This is a genomic window from Citrobacter sp. B72, assembly GCF_016894305.1.
Lineage (GTDB): Bacteria > Pseudomonadota > Gammaproteobacteria > Enterobacterales > Enterobacteriaceae > Citrobacter > Citrobacter portucalensis.
This window is the reverse complement of the sequence record NZ_CP069801.1, coordinates 1372392-1386966: the sequence shown is the minus strand read 5'-3', so window position 1 is coordinate 1386966 and position 14575 is coordinate 1372392. Positions and strand designations below refer to the sequence as shown.

Annotated in this window: 10 protein-coding genes; 5 read left to right on the top strand and 5 right to left on the bottom strand. The window is 55.4% G+C overall.

Annotated elements, in window-relative coordinates:
* Window position 1 precedes the first annotated feature (1 nt).
* The 4 genes from JQN59_RS06575 (at window position 2) to csiE (ending at window position 5391) form a co-directional block, all read left to right on the top strand.
* Entirely contained in the window at window positions 2-955 is a 954-nt protein-coding gene (locus tag JQN59_RS06575; RefSeq protein WP_149607864.1) for an ABC transporter permease, read from the top strand.
* 17 nt (window positions 956-972) lie between these two features.
* Complete coding sequence (locus JQN59_RS06570) at window positions 973-2610, top strand: FGGY-family carbohydrate kinase (RefSeq protein WP_008785469.1); 1638 nt, start codon at window positions 973-975, stop codon at window positions 2608-2610.
* Entirely contained in the window at window positions 2607-3209 is a 603-nt protein-coding gene (locus tag JQN59_RS06565; protein ID WP_149607863.1) for a KpsF/GutQ family sugar-phosphate isomerase, read from the top strand. Before JQN59_RS06570 ends, JQN59_RS06565 begins: the two co-directional genes overlap by 4 nt.
* A gap of 904 nt (window positions 3210-4113) precedes the next feature.
* The gene (gene csiE / locus JQN59_RS06560) at window positions 4114-5391 is read left to right on the top strand and encodes a stationary phase inducible protein CsiE (RefSeq protein WP_032944230.1); all 1278 of its coding nucleotides are present in this window, start codon (window positions 4114-4116) and stop codon (window positions 5389-5391) included.
* Here csiE and JQN59_RS06555 read toward each other — a convergent pair.
* The 4 genes from JQN59_RS06555 to JQN59_RS06540 form a co-directional block, all read right to left on the bottom strand.
* Entirely contained in the window at window positions 5386-6534 is a 1149-nt protein-coding gene (locus tag JQN59_RS06555) for a 3-phenylpropionate MFS transporter (protein WP_048215777.1), read from the bottom strand. The genes csiE and JQN59_RS06555 overlap by 6 nt on opposite strands.
* An 88-nt stretch (window positions 6535-6622) precedes the next feature.
* Window positions 6623-7465: an aldose 1-epimerase gene (locus JQN59_RS06550; RefSeq protein WP_149608310.1), complete on the bottom strand. Its 843-nt coding sequence runs from the start codon at window positions 7463-7465 to the stop codon at window positions 6623-6625.
* Entirely contained in the window at window positions 7465-8904 is a 1440-nt protein-coding gene (locus JQN59_RS06545) for a sugar porter family MFS transporter (RefSeq protein ID WP_048215775.1), read from the bottom strand. Before JQN59_RS06545 ends, JQN59_RS06550 begins: the two co-directional genes overlap by 1 nt.
* Before the next feature lie 72 nt (window positions 8905-8976).
* Window positions 8977-12243: a DUF5107 domain-containing protein gene (locus JQN59_RS06540; RefSeq protein WP_149608311.1), complete on the bottom strand. Its 3267-nt coding sequence runs from the start codon at window positions 12241-12243 to the stop codon at window positions 8977-8979.
* Between the two features lie 114 nt (window positions 12244-12357).
* Here JQN59_RS06540 and JQN59_RS06535 point away from each other — a divergent pair, with 114 nt between their 5' ends.
* Window positions 12358-13551, top strand: coding sequence for an ROK family transcriptional regulator (locus tag JQN59_RS06535; protein ID WP_048215773.1), 1194 nt, complete (start codon window positions 12358-12360; stop codon window positions 13549-13551).
* A gap of 3 nt (window positions 13552-13554) precedes the next feature.
* Here JQN59_RS06535 and hcaR read toward each other — a convergent pair whose 3' ends face one another.
* Window positions 13555-14448 carry a DNA-binding transcriptional regulator HcaR gene (gene hcaR / locus JQN59_RS06530; RefSeq protein WP_103015195.1) on the bottom strand — a complete coding sequence of 298 codons (894 nt, stop codon included), beginning with the start codon at window positions 14446-14448 and terminating at the stop codon, window positions 13555-13557.
* Window positions 14449-14575 lie beyond the last annotated feature (127 nt).

Genomic DNA, 14575 nt, shown 5'->3' with positions numbered 1-14575 from the left:
GATGAAAACAATCGCCAGATTTTTACCCGGTGATGCCATCATTCGCCTGCAATGCGTGATTATTGTGGTCGTCGCCCTGGTCTTCTCGGCCCTGCTCGGCAGCCGTTTCTTCAGCGTCGCTAACTTCCAGTCGATTGGCTCACAGCTACCAATCCTCGGCATGCTGGCCCTCGGGATGGGCATGACCATGCTGACCGGCGGCATTAACTTGTCGATTATTGCCGGGGCGAACGCATGCTCGCTGGTGATGGCGGCGATTATCGTCACCCATCCGGATAACCCGCTGTTTCTGGTGCTGGCGCTGCTGGCAGGCGCTGCCGTGGCGGTGGCTATCGGCACGCTCAACGGTGCGCTGATTGCCTGGGTCGGGGTCTCGCCTATTCTCGCCACGCTCGGCACGATGACGCTTATCTCCGGGCTGAATATTCTGCTTTCCAACGGGACGGTGATTTCCGGTTTCCCGACCGCCATTCAGTACCTTGGTAACGCCACGATTGCCGGTATTCCGGTGGCGCTACTGCTCTTTTTCCTGGTGGCAATCCTGCTGTGGGTACTGCTGGAACACACCACGCTTGGGCGTAGCCTGTATCTCGTTGGTTCCAATGAACATGCTACCCGCTACAGCGGCGTAAATACCGTACGGGTACAAATTTCGGTGTACGTGATTTCTGCCCTGCTCGGCTGGGTCGCCGCCATTTTGATGATGGCGAAATTCAACTCAGCTAAAGCCGGATACGGTGAATCCTACCTGCTGGTCACCATCCTTGCCTCCGTCCTCGGCGGTATCAACCCGGATGGCGGCTTCGGGCGCATTATCGGCCTGGTGCTGGCACTGATTGTGCTGCAAATGCTTGAAAGCGGCCTTAACTTGCTGGGGGTCAGCAGCTATCTGACGATGGCGCTGTGGGGCGCGGTGCTGATCCTCTTTATCGCATTACAGAATCGTAAAGCCTGATTTCAGGAGAAAAAATTATGGCAAGTTACTTTATTGGTGTGGATGTCGGAACCGGAAGCGCCCGTGCTGGCGTGTTTGATCTCAACGGCAGAATGGTCGGTCAGGCCAGTCGGGCCATCGAGATTTACCGCCCGCAGGCCGATTTTGTTGAGCAGTCTTCCGATAACATCTGGCAGGCGGTGTGTAACGCGGTTCGCGATGCGATTAACCAGTCGGATATCAACCCTATCCAGGTTAAAGGTCTCGGCTTTGACGCGACCTGTTCACTGGTGGTGCTGGACAAAGAAGGTAAACCGCTGACCATTAGCCCGTCCGGGCGCAGCGAACAGAACATCATTGTGTGGATGGATCACCGCGCCATTACTCAGGCCGAGCGCATCAACGCCCTGCATCATCGGGTGCTGGACTACGTTGGCGGCATTATCTCCCCGGAAATGCAGACGCCAAAACTGCTATGGCTGAAGCAACATATGCCCAACACCTGGGCCAATGCGGGATACTACTTTGACCTGCCCGATTTCCTGACCTGGCGCGCAACGGGCGATGACACACGCTCATTGTGTTCGACGGTGTGTAAATGGACCTATATGGGCCATGAAGACAAATGGGATGCCAGCTATTTCCGCCAGATTGGGCTGGAAGATTTGCTGGAGCATGATGCTGCCAAAATTGGTCGCTACGTGAAAACCATGGGCGAACCGCTCGGTCACGGGCTATCCGCGCGCGCCGCCAGCGAAATGGGGCTGATTCCGGGGACCGCTGTCAGCGTCTCGATCATCGATGCCCACGCCGGTACCCTCGGCACGCTCGGGGCAAGCGGTGTTTCCGGCGAGGTGGCGGATTTTGACCGTCGTATCGCGCTGATTGGCGGCACTTCCACTGGACACATGGCGATTTCCAAAGAGCCGCGTTTTATCGGCGGCGTCTGGGGCCCTTACTACTCAGCCGTGCTGCCAGAATACTGGCTTAACGAAGGTGGACAGTCAGCAACCGGGGCGTTAATCGACCACGTTATTCAGTCGCATCCTTGCTACGAAACCCTGCTGGCGCAGGCTAAATCTCAGGGGCAGACCATTTACGAAGTGCTGAATGCGCTGTTGCGTAAAATGGCCGGTGAACCGGAAGATATCGCATTTTTAACCCGCGATATGCACATCCTACCCTATTTCCACGGCAACCGCTCGCCGCGCGCTAACCCCACGCTCACGGGCGCCATCACCGGACTGAAACTGTCTCGTACGCCGGAAGATATGGCGCTACAGTACCTTGCGACCATCCAGGCCATTGCGCTGGGAACCCGCCATATCATTGAAACGATGAATCAAAGCGGCTACACCATCGATACGATAATGGCCAGCGGCGGCGGGACGAAAAACCCAATCTTCGTTCAGGAACATGCCAACGCCACCGGCTGCGCGATGCTGCTGCCTGAAGAGAGCGAAGCCATGCTGCTGGGTGGTGCCATGATGGGAACTATCGCCGCGGGCGTATTCGAAACCTTCCCGGAAGCGATGTCGGCGATGAGTCGGATTGGTAAAACAGTTACCCCGCAAACAAATCGCATTAAGCAGTATTACGATCGCAAATATCGGGTATTCCACGAGATGTATCAGGATCATATGAAATACCGCCAGTTGATGCAGGAGGACGCATGAGCGACTCCTGGTCTCAGGCCACCGGCGTATTTCAGCTCTATAGCGATGCCCTGGCGGGTCTGGGGCAGCATCTGACTGAACCGCTCTGGCAGTCGCTGATGGCGGAGCTGCGCGGCTGTCGGGGGAAAATCGTCGTCACCGGCGTCGGTACCTCCGGCATCGCAGCGCGTAAAGTGGCGCATATGCTTGCGTGCGTGGAACGCCCAGCGATCTACCTCAACGCGACGGACGCGGCGCATGGCGATCTCGGTTTTTTACGCGCCAACGACCTGGTGATTATGCTGTCGCGTGGGGGGAATTCGGACGAACTCACCCGGCTGCTGCCCGGGCTGAATGCGCGAAATGTGCCGATTCTGAGCGTGACTGAAAACGCTGATTCGGCCATCGCTAAAGCGTCGAGGCTGGTGATTTCCACCGGCGTCCAGCGTGAGGCCGACCCGCTGAACATGCTGGCGACGACCTCAATTCTGCTGGTACTGGCGATCTTTGACGCCGCCTGCGCCTGTCTGATGAGTGAAAGCGGCTACTCAAAGGAGACGCTGCTGGCGGTGCATCCCGGCGGCGATGTGGGATTAACGCTGAGCCGTGGGCAGCCGTGATGGAGAACATGTAATTCCGCTATGGGGTTCCGTTCACCTCAGCGCTGTCATTTCTCTGAAATTCAGATACCCGTGAACGGGCAAGAGAGGCTCACCGCCGCCTCCCTTGCAACCCAGGCTCCCGGCACGGAAAATCGTCGCTGCGCGATTCATTCGTCTTATTCCGTCTGCCTATCGGGTCAGGGCCGAGCCTGCATCCATGCAGGCCGCCCCCTCTGCCCGCATCCCTGCGGGCAGACCCGGTCAGCCGTCAACGCCTCATCGATTTTCAGCCGGACCGGAGGCATCGCTTCAACTCTCTGGTTTTCAGTTAAATTCGTTTTGCTGTTCAAACATGTTCAAAAAAAAACACAGGTGGTGAGGTGTGGCTGGTCCGGCTGAAAATTGCCGACGTGTTTCCGTAAGGCCGGGAGAGCCAGCATGGATGCTGGCTCAGGGCGCGCTTTACAGGGACGTTACATCGCGCCCGGCCCGGTAGCCTGGAGGAATAAGCGGAGGGAACCGCGGAGCGGCAATTTTCCCGCCGGGAGCCGGGATTGTTAAGGGTGCGGCGATAGCACCCTTAACACGTTCACTGGCGTTCAGTGTACAGAGAAGCGATGAACATAAGGTGAACGGAACCTTTTCTCGGAGAAAACATATTCATTATGCTCCGCCAACATATGTTGATACAGGAGCATTAACAGTACGTCATTGCGCAACCTGCCGGTTTATTTATATCTAACCAAAAGATAAAACAGTGAAAAAGCGGATTAACGCGCTGCGTTCCACTACCGCTATCTGTTCCGCACGTTAAAAATTCTGTGACGCTCCCCTGCATTCCTGGTGGAAAGCATTCCATTCTCCAAATCTATGAGCAAACCTTAGCTATTCTTATCAAACATACTCACGGGAGATCCTACAGATGATGTCAACGCTTGCCCCACCATCTGTACTTTCCGCTCCCCAGCGCCGTTGCCAGGTGCTGCTGACGCTTTTCCTGCCGGGGCAAATCGCTACTACACAAACCTTCAGCAGCCTCAACGGTGTCGATGATGCCACGGTTCAGGAAGATATTATTGGCGCAGGACTCGAAATCCAGCGCTATCACCGGCTCGCGATAGCCACCGCGCAGAATGGTGGCTATACGATCGAAGGAACCCCGCTAAATCAGCGTCTGTGTCTGTTGCAGTGGCTGCGCCGTGGCCTGCGGATTTGCCCTGCCTTTATCGCCCAGCAGTTTACCCCGGCGTTAAAAGCAGAACTTAAACAACGGGGGATCGCACGTACGCTGTATGACGACACCAATCTGCATGCGCTCATTAATCTGTGCTCCCGGCGCTTGCAGAAGCCGTTTGAGTGTCGTGACATCCAGTTCCTGCGCCTGTATTTACAGTATTGCCTGCTACAGCACCACGCGGGGATCACCCCGGAGTTTAACCCACTCCAGCAACGCTGGGCGCAATCCTGCGCGGAATATCCTCTCGCAGAGGAAATTGGCCGTCACTGGCAGCGCCACGTCATGCAGAGTGCGCCGCTGGGCGAATCGCTGTTTATGGCGTTGCTGTTCTCAATGCTTCGCATCCCCGATCCCATCCGCGATAATCACCAGCAGGATCGCCGCTTGCGTCTTGCTATTGCGCGGCTGGTGCTGCGTTTTCGCGAGTATGGCAATGTACGCTTCAGCGATGAGCAAGGGCTGAATGACCAGTTGTATATCCACCTGGCTCAGGCACTGAACCGCAGCGTGTTTGCCATCGGCATTGATAACACGCTGCCGGAGGAGTTCAGCCGCCTTTATCCCCGGCTGGTTCGTACTACCCGTGAGGCAATTCACGGCTTCGAGGCCGAATACGATGTGCAATTTTCAGAAGAAGAGATCGGGCTGGTGGCCGTTATTTTCGGCGCCTGGCTGATGCAGGAGAAGGATTTACACGAAAAGCAGATTATCCTGCTGACCGGTAGTAACGAACAACTTGAAGTGCATATAGAGCAACAGCTGCGCGAACTGACGCTGCTGCCGCTCAACGTAAAACATATGCCGATGCAGGACTTTCAAAAAGAGGGTGCCCCGCGCGGCGTAACGCTGATTATTACGCCTTACACCACGCCGTTACCGCTATTTTCCCCCCCGTTGATTCATGCGGATCTGGCGCTTACGCCGCATCAGCAGCAGCAGATCCGCAAAATCCTCGAATCATAACGTTGCAGGCTGCGCGACCACCTTCGGGCGCAGAACGATTGCCGGGAGCGCCACCAGCGCCATCACCCAGAACACGCCGCTGCCCAGATTCTGGTACAGATAGCCCGCGAATACGGTCATGATGGCGATACTGCCGCCCATCGCTATCGCGGAATACACCGCCTGCAAACGAATAACTTCGCTCCCCTGGCGTGCCGCGATATAACGCATTGCCGCCAGGTGACAGACGGTAAAGGTTCCGCAATGGAGGATTTGCACCACGATCAGCCACGGCAGCTCGGTGCTCCAGCCCATCAATCCCCAACGCGCCACCCCGCAAACGGCGGAAAGCAGCAGCAGATCGCGGGCGCTGAAGCGACGGAACAGCTTGTGGCTAAGTGCGAAAATAATCACCTCCGCCACCACACCTAGTGACCATAAATAGCCCACCGCCGAAGCGGAATATCCGGCAGACTGCCAATAGATGGCGCTGAAACCATAATACGCAGCATGCGCACCCTGTAGCAGACTCACGCAAGCAAGAAAACGCCAGCTCTGGGTTATCAGCGCACGCCAGGCGGGCCATCCCGCACTTTCCTGCTGACGGTTTTCACCCGCAGGCTGCACGCTCGGGCGAATCATCATGCCCAGCAGCATCGAGGCGACGCCAAGCGATAGCAGGACCAGGATCACCCGATAGTCAAACAGGCTCACCAGTTTGCCGGTTAGCGCGGAGCCGATCACAAAAGCCACAGATCCCCACAGTCGCACCCGACCGTAATCCATGGTTATCTGTTTCTGCCAGGTGTTGGCCAGCGCATCGGTCAGCGGTACCAACGGTGAGAAAAACAGGTTAAAACCGACCATCACCACCATCAGCCACGCCACGTTGGTTCCCGCCCAGAAGGCCAGCGCAAACACCAGCGTCAACAGGGCCAGAATACGTAACGCTGAGATCAGCCGAGAGGGATCGCTCACACGCGGCGCAATCAGCAAACTACCGAGAAAACGGGCAATCAGCCCCGCCCCCAGCAGTAAACCGATGGTTTCCGGCGTCAGCCCTAACCCTTCGAGCCAGACGCTCCAGAAAGGCAGAAAGATACCGTAGCTAAAGAAGTAGGTGAAATAACCGAGCGCCAGCCAGCGCGTGGAATGCAAAGCCATGAATCCCTCCCGTTTGGAGGCGATAGTCTGGCGACAAACGCAGGCTGGCGCAAGAGAGCATTAACAGGCAGATAACATGATTTTTGCCCTATTCGATGCTAATTTGCATCGCAAAATGGCAGCGTTCTCCCTGCGCTAAAACCTGCAATCCCGGCTGCCCCTGCATGTTGTGGGCATTCACCGGATGCGTTTGCGGCTCCAGACACAGGAACTCCTCACCCGACATTCTGAACAGCATCAACCACGGAGCTTGCGCTAAAATCGTGACTTTCATCACATCACGATGAATAACGGCCCGCCCGCTCCAGCCAGAATATCCGACATTCAGCCAGCTATCCTCACCGTATTGCGCATGCATGAAATCAGCCGCTGAAGGGATATCACGTTGCCATTCCAGCGGCAGATGCTGCTCCCCCTCAGGCCAGTAGCCGCTTGCGGTGAACTGCGCCGTACTGCGCTTATCAAAGGCGAAAAACGGATGGAACCCGCAGCCGTAAATCATTGGCTGCTCACCGCAATGAGTGAGCGTCAACGAGGCGTGCAGGCTCGAGGTTTCCAGTTGATAGCAAAGCTGCGCCGTATAGTCGTAGCCACAGGGATGCCAACTGCGCAACTGCAGCAAACAACCGCTTTGGGTGACAGTGATAACCTGCCAGCGTTGCAGCCAGCCGTCACCGTGCAGGAAAAAGGTGTCATCTGCGCCATGTTGAGGTAAAACCACCTCTTCACCGCGCAGCATAAAACGATTTCCCGCCACCCGATTCGCGACCGGCAGCATCGGGAACAGGCCGCAATCACCGGGTTGCTGACCATGACCTTCGCGTAAAATGGCCTGTTGATGTTGTAACGAAACCAGACTTAATAGCGAACCGCCCTGCGAGTCTACGCACATCCGCAGATGTGCGTTTTGTAGCGTCAGCAGACCATCCATTATCGGGCGCTTCGTTGCTGGGCTGATGTGCCAGCTTTTGTATGTTGCGCCGCCAGCTGTTCTTCCAGCGCTTCCAGCGTCACGCCTTTGGTTTCCGGTACATTACGCAGAACATATATGAAGCCCATCGCGCAAATCACACCGTACAGCAGGAAGCTTCCCGACGCGCCCAGACTCGCATTGAGCAGCGGGAAGGTATAGGTCAGCAGGAAGCAGGCAATCCACAGCGCCAGCGTCCCCAGCGACATCGCCAACCCACGAACGCGATTAGGAAAAATTTCAGACAGCAGCACCCAGGTCACCGGAGCCAGCGTCAGGGCATAAATAGCGATCGCCGCCAGCACCAGAACCAAAACCGGCCAGCCCATAATGCCCAACCCGTACGCCCCGGCAATCAGTACATAAATAACCGTTAATCCTGACGCACCGAACAACATCAGTTTACGACGACCAATTTTGTCCACTAACGGCAGAGCGGCAAGGGTAAAGACCAGATTGATGATCCCTGTCGCCACGATCGATTTTAACGTACCGTTGATGTCGAATCCGGCAGAAGCGAAGATCTCCTGCGCATAGTTGAAAATAACGTTGATCCCACACCACTGCTGAAACACTGCCAGCACCATACCAATAATCACGATCGGTTTGATCTGCGGTTGTAACAGCGTTGACCACGCGACCTTGTGATTATCTTTTTGCAACGTATGTTCAATCTCTTTCAGCGTTTGCCCGGCATATTCCGCCGAACCAATGCGCTGCAGCATGGCGCGCGCACGATCGGCTTTTCCCGCTTTCACCAGCCAGCGCGGCGATTCAGGAACAAAGAACATCAGCACCAGGAAAATTACCGCGGGCACTAATTCTGCGCCAAACATCCAGCGCCAGCCCGTCTGACCGTTCCAACTTTCAACAATTGCTTGCTGCGTAGCGCCTGTAGCAACAGGTTCGGCAATCATCAGGTTGATAAGCTGCGCCGCCAGCACGCCAATGACGATGGTGAGCTGGTTAACGGCCACAAAGCGACCACGCTTTTCAGCGGGGCTAACCTCGGCGATATACAGTGGGCTTAGCGCAGACGCCAGACCAATCCCCACGCCGCCAACGATGCGATAAACAATAAACATATCGAAGTTACTGGCGACGGCGGTTCCCCAGGCGGAAGCGCTAAAGAGGATCGCTGAGAGAATCAGCGGCATTTTTCGGCCAAATTTATCGGCGCACCAGCCGGAAATCAGCGCGCCAAAGATACAACCAACCAGCGCGGAACTCATCGCCCAGCCGGATTGTGCCGGATCGGTAATCGAAAAATATGCTTCATAGAAGGGTTTTGCCCCGCCGATCACCACCCAGTCATAGCCAAACAGTAAACCTCCGCAGGCCGCAACCAGGCAGATAGTCCAGACGTAACCAATCTTTAAATGTGTCTGCGCGTTATTCATTATGATTCCTCTTTCAGGGAAACGCAGGGTACAGTAGGTTTCGGGTGAGGTTACCCCCACCCGTTTCGGGTGTTACTGGAAAAGCCTTACGTTAATGGCGTGACGCAGCAGTAATGCCTTGTCATGTGCCGGATTGAGTTGCAGGAGTTCATCAAGTTCACGCTGACAGGCGGCGCTATTTCCCAGCCCCAGATGCCCAAGCGCATTGATAAACAGGCAGTGTTGCTGGTGTTTTGCTTGTGCTGAGGTATCCAGCACCACCAGGTCGGGTAGCGAGACGGCGAAGAAATCGACATCCGGCACGTTGTCGTGATGCGACTCAACCCATTGCAGGAAGCTATTGAACAAAGCGTCCGCCTCTGCGTCATCGCCAAGTTTTCTCTGCGCCATACCCTGCCAGAAGAGATAGTCCACTGGCTGGTCGTTGTAATAACGTCCGGCATCCAGTGAGCTGCCGCCACGCGTCGCACGGGAGAAGTAGCGCTGGGATTCCTCGAAATGGCCTTGCAGCTGCGCGCAATGCCCCAGCAAATACCAGATGTCATTATCCGTTTGCCCAGGCAGACGCCCCTCCCCGAGGTTTTGTGGGTAGTGCAACGCCTGTTGCAGCTGCGCGATGGCGGTTTGCAGGTCGCCGGACTGAACGGCAGCAAGGGCACGATGCATCTGATTCAGCAGATATTGCCCGGTGGCTTTACCTTCACCACCTTCCCACGGATGGAACACGCGTTCACGTAACACTGCGGCGGCATCGTCGTAGCGCCCCACCCCATTCCACAAGCTGAGCAGTTCCACCGTCAGATCGTCTCGATGGAAGACAATCTCTTTACTGGCTTCCAGTCGCTGCAGACGCTGCTCAGCGGGTTGTGCCATTAACTTCTTGAGATAGTCGAGTTCAAACAGGAAGCGAGCATTCTGTGGTTCCAGCGCCACGGCCTGCGACAAATACTGCATCGCCTGCTGTGCATCGTGCAGTTTGTTCCAGGCATAGATTCCCAGTAAACGGTGTACCGGTGCGAAATCCGCTTCCTGCGCAAGCGTGAACTGCCAGCAGGAAACCGCCTCGGCATAACGCCGTTTGCTGTACCAGAAGCAGCCGAGGAAATAGCGGGCAAAAGCACTTTGCTCAAGAGTTTGCAGCATCTGCACTTCATCCAGCGTATTGGGGAAGCGCACGCGGTTTTGCAGACACTCACGAGCACGTTCAATGAACGGTTGTGGATTATCGCTCAGCGAAGCGCGCCACAGCATCGGCAGCGTTTCCTGGCTGTCGAGCAGTTCCAGCACGCTACGGGCAGCATCCTTTTGCCCCAAAGAAGTCAGCCAGCCTGCCAGTTCACACGCGTTGGTACCGCGCCGCCCGGTAATCGAGATTAGCGCCTGTGCAGTGGCCTCATCCTGGCAAATAGCCCAGCGCGCATAGTGCAGGGTGTAACTCAGCGGATAATCAACCAGTTGTTGGCGAATGTAGTCCAGCGCTTGCGCATTGCGATCAAGCTTTGCCAGCGCCAGCGCTTTCAGCCCCATCGCCAGGTTATTACTGCCGTTAAAGCGCAGGCTCTGCTCGACCTTTTCCAATGCGCCAGCGTAGTCCTGACGCTTCATCGCCAGACGCGCTAACGACCAGAAAGCCGCATCCCGGCAGTTGCCGCTCCAGCTGGCCTTATAATAATTATCCCACGCGCTGTCATCATCGCCCTGACGTTCCTGTGCGGCGGCCAGCAGCATACTTGCCTCACCATCACGCGGATTTTTATTGAGCTTATGCGCCCGCTCCAGCGCCTTGCCAGCACATTGTGCCGCCAGCGCCCAGTCGGCGCGGTTTAGCGCCTGCGTCCCCAGGGCCACATTATTGCGGTAGTCCAGCGGATCAACGTCCAGCGCGCGGCGATAATAATCTTCGGCATAGCGGCTGGCGTGGTTGTACTGCTCCAGATGCTGACCAATAAAATAGAGTTCATCGGTATTAGAAAGCGCTTCTGGCAGCGCTGGCGCAACGGCCGCCGAAGGCAGCGGTAATTCTTTCGCGATGTGCTCTTCGTACTGCAAAAGCGTAGTGCCATCGACGCTTGTGACGGTCATCGTCACCCGGGCATGGCCATTGTCAGACACATCGGCCAGCCAGCTCTGTCCAGGCTCAAGGGTGAGGGTATTTTCATAGAACGGCTGCCCGTGCGCAGCAAGCGTAACCTGAACATCGCGTAGCGGCGCAATCGCATAAACGCCCACAGAAAGCTGGCTACGCTCACGCACCAGACGAAGCGCCAACTGCGTGCTGGCGTTTTGCACCATTCCCAGTTCGCTGTAGGGCAAGAAGTTTTGCACGAAGACTTTCTCTTCGTACGGCGCAAGCCAGGTGAAATCCGGCTGATTATCGGTAAAGACCCCGGTCATCAGTTCAATATACGGACCGTTGTCATCGGTGAGATTACGATCCCAGGCAACACCAAAGTCGCCGTATCCCCATGTCCACTGTTTTTTCCCCGGCGAAACATGGTGATCGGCCACATGCAGCAACCCACCACGCTCGCCGTGATGCCACGCGCCAACAAAATCATAATCTGATTTTTCAGCCATATAGGAGGTCGGTACGGGTACGTTCTTGTAGCGTGAGATATCCACACCGGCCGAATAGTCCACTTTGTAGTATGTGCCGGTGGCGATGGGAAACGCTGAGACATCGCGCTTACCGTGGTCAAATACCGCCGTCACATCCGGAGGGAACACGCTCTGATGATCGTCGCCGCCCTTCACCGCCGGATTCGCCCACCATAAGAAGTGGCGCGGGGTAGCGTTACCGTTAAACACCTTCCCGGTTATCTCGATCAACGCGCGATCCGGATACAGCGTGAATCCGGTCATCACCTGTAAACCGCGCATGGGTTCAACCTCACCCATCCACACGGTGTATTCACCCTGCTCACCCTGCTGTTGAGTAAAATCCACCGGCATAAAGGTGGTCGGGCGATGATGTTGCGGCCAGTTAAATTCGATACCGCCGGAGATCCACGGCCCAAGCAGACCGACCAGCGCGGGTTTCACCACTTCGTTGTAGTAGACGAAGTCGCGCTGCTGCACTTTGTCATACGCTCGATGAATACGCCCGCCTAACTCCGGCAGCAGCATGATGCGAATGAAGTCATTCTCCATCCACACCGCCTGATAGTCGCGCATTTCACGTTTGCCGGTCAGCGTATCAATCACGCCGTAAGGGTAAACCGCTCCAGAAGATCCCTGATACACCCGTTTTTCCAGAAACATTGGGTTGGCATCTTCTTCACCCGCCGCCCAAGTTGGGAGGGTGATCGTTTCCTGCCAGACTTTAACTGAACCGTACATGCCGCTCTCCACTCAATAAACAAAAGTAAAAATTCAACTTGATGCTATTCTGCGGCAGTTAGGTGGCGTTAAAATGCGCAATGCTCACGCAATATAGTTAAGGGAGTTAAGTGAATGCAGCGTTCGGGGTTCAACAACGTCAGGGTCCGTCAGGCGAATAAACAGATCTTTTTGTCTCACCTGTGGCGGGAAAAACAGCTCAGCAAGTCACAGCTGGCGCAGCTCACCAGCCTGTCGATCCCGGCGGTCAGCAATATCCTCGAAGAACTGATGGATGAAGGGAGAATCAGCCATTCGCGAGAAACCTTAAGCCAGCGCGGTTTGAGCAGCGGCAGCTATCATTTGCCAGAAAAAGGCGCCTGGACGCTGTGCATCAACGTCACCCCCACCAGCATCACCAGTCAACTGGCGGACGCGCGACTGGTGGCTGTAGGCGACTGGCAGCATGAAGTCATCAACCCCGAATCGCCAAAAGCGCTGCTGTCAGCCCTGGCGGCACACTGGCGGGAGTATCGTCGGGAATTTCCCGATGTGACGATTAATCTGGCGCTTGGCGTTCATGGTCAAGTTGATCCGATAACCGGTGCATCAAAAACCATGCCCCAGGCCCCGTGGAAAACTCCGGTGGAAATAAAATATCTGCTGGAGGAGAAGCTCGGCGTGCAGGTCCGGCTGGACAATGACTGCGTGATGCTGGCGCTGGCGGAAAAATGGCAAAACCCGGCGGCAAACGGTGATTTCTGCGTGATTAACGTTGATTACGGTATTGGCTCATCGTTTGTGATTAACGATAACATCTGGCGCGGTAGCCTGTATGGCAGCGGTCAGATTGGGCATACCATCATTCATCCCGATGGTGTCGCCTGCGACTGTGGTCGCTATGGCTGTCTGGAAACCGTAGCGTCATTAAGCGCATTGAAAAAGCAGGCCCGGGTGTGGATGAAATCGCAGCCGACATCCCTTTACGATCCGGAAACGCTCACCACTGACCAGCTAATTGCGGCCTGGCAGCACGGAGATGTCCGCATTCAGGCCTGGGCCGAAAATGCCGCCAGCGCCATCGGGCTGAGTCTTTATAACTTTCTGAATATACTGAATATTAACCAAATATGGTTGTATGGGCGTAGCTGCGCATTTGGCGACAGCTGGCTCAATACGCTGGTACAGCAAACTGGGTTTAACCCATTCGATCACGGCGATAACCCGCGAGCCAGAGCCACGCAGATAAGCTTCGGTAAGCTTAATCGCACCCAGCAACTTATGGGCATTGGCTATCTGTATGTCGAGTCACAGCTTAGCGAGTTATAGCCATTACTCCGTCAGGCTCACCGCTAAACGTTCATGTACCGTGGCGATAAAATCGGTCAACGCCGGTTTGATTGGCCCTTTTTTCCACGCCATCAACAGCGCAATGGTCGGAACATCGCCAACAATAGGGCGGAAAACCACCTGTCCGGTATTAAAATTATTCATATAACCGGGTATCAAAGTCACCCCCAGCCCCATGCCGACCAGGTTCATGGTCACCAGAATGTTGGTTGCCACCTGCACAATGTTGGGCTGGCTTTTTTGCTGCTGAAACCAGTTTTTGACAATCATCGCTAACGCGCCAGAGTAGGCCGGATCGGTGCTGACAAAATTCACGCCGTGTAGTTGTTCTGCGGAGATTGCTTGCTCATTAGCTAACGGATGATTCACCGGTAAAACCACGACTAACGGCTCATGAATCAGCTCCAGATAATCGAGATCCGGGCTGTACACCGGGTGGCGCATTAAGCCCACATCCAGCTCTCCACTCAGGATCTTCTCTTCCTGTTCGGTGGTGATCAGACTCACCAGCTCAATGTGCGTATCAGGCTGTTTTAAACGAAACAAAGGCAGCACCTTCGGCAGCAGATTTACCTCTGCGGAAGGGACAAAACCGATGGCGAAATGATTATCTTCCTGCACCGTTTTACGGGCACGAACTTTGGCGTTTTCCGCCTGTTCGAGGATCGCCTGCGCATCTTGTAAAAAGCACTCTCCCGCCGCCGTCAGCGCAACTTTTCGTTTATCCCGCACCAACAACGGAACGCCCACGCACGTTTCCAGATCGCGGATCTGGCTGCTTAACGACGGCTGAGAGGTATGCAGCTTCTCTGCCGCTCGGGTGAAATTCAGCGCCTGCGCCACCGCTACGAAATAGCGTAAGTGCCTCAGTTCCATGCCCTTCTCCTTGTTATCGAAAAAATGTCTCAACTGGTAGAAATTTACTATTTCACAGATTGATAACTAACCAGCAACATCCTTAGGGTACAAAAAAAGAAGGTCAATACATCTTAGCTTTCAGGAT

Excerpts from the sequence above, each read along its gene's own strand:
- JQN59_RS06575 (WP_149607864.1), top strand. The coding sequence starts at position 2 with ATGAAAACAATCGCCAGATTTTTACCCGGTGATGCCATCATTCGCCTG.
- JQN59_RS06570 (WP_008785469.1), top strand. The coding sequence starts at position 973 with ATGGCAAGTTACTTTATTGGTGTGGATGTCGGAACCGGAAGCGCCCGT.
- JQN59_RS06565 (WP_149607863.1), top strand. The coding sequence starts at position 2,607 with ATGAGCGACTCCTGGTCTCAGGCCACCGGCGTATTTCAGCTCTATAGC.
- csiE (WP_032944230.1), top strand. The coding sequence starts at position 4,114 with ATGATGTCAACGCTTGCCCCACCATCTGTACTTTCCGCTCCCCAGCGC.
- JQN59_RS06555 (WP_048215777.1), bottom strand. The coding sequence starts at position 6,534 with ATGGCTTTGCATTCCACGCGCTGGCTGGCGCTCGGTTATTTCACCTAC.
- JQN59_RS06550 (WP_149608310.1), bottom strand. The coding sequence starts at position 7,465 with ATGGATGGTCTGCTGACGCTACAAAACGCACATCTGCGGATGTGCGTA.
- JQN59_RS06545 (WP_048215775.1), bottom strand. The coding sequence starts at position 8,904 with ATGAATAACGCGCAGACACATTTAAAGATTGGTTACGTCTGGACTATC.
- JQN59_RS06540 (WP_149608311.1), bottom strand. The coding sequence starts at position 12,243 with ATGTACGGTTCAGTTAAAGTCTGGCAGGAAACGATCACCCTCCCAACT.
- JQN59_RS06535 (WP_048215773.1), top strand. The coding sequence starts at position 12,358 with ATGCAGCGTTCGGGGTTCAACAACGTCAGGGTCCGTCAGGCGAATAAA.
- hcaR (WP_103015195.1), bottom strand. The coding sequence starts at position 14,448 with ATGGAACTGAGGCACTTACGCTATTTCGTAGCGGTGGCGCAGGCGCTG.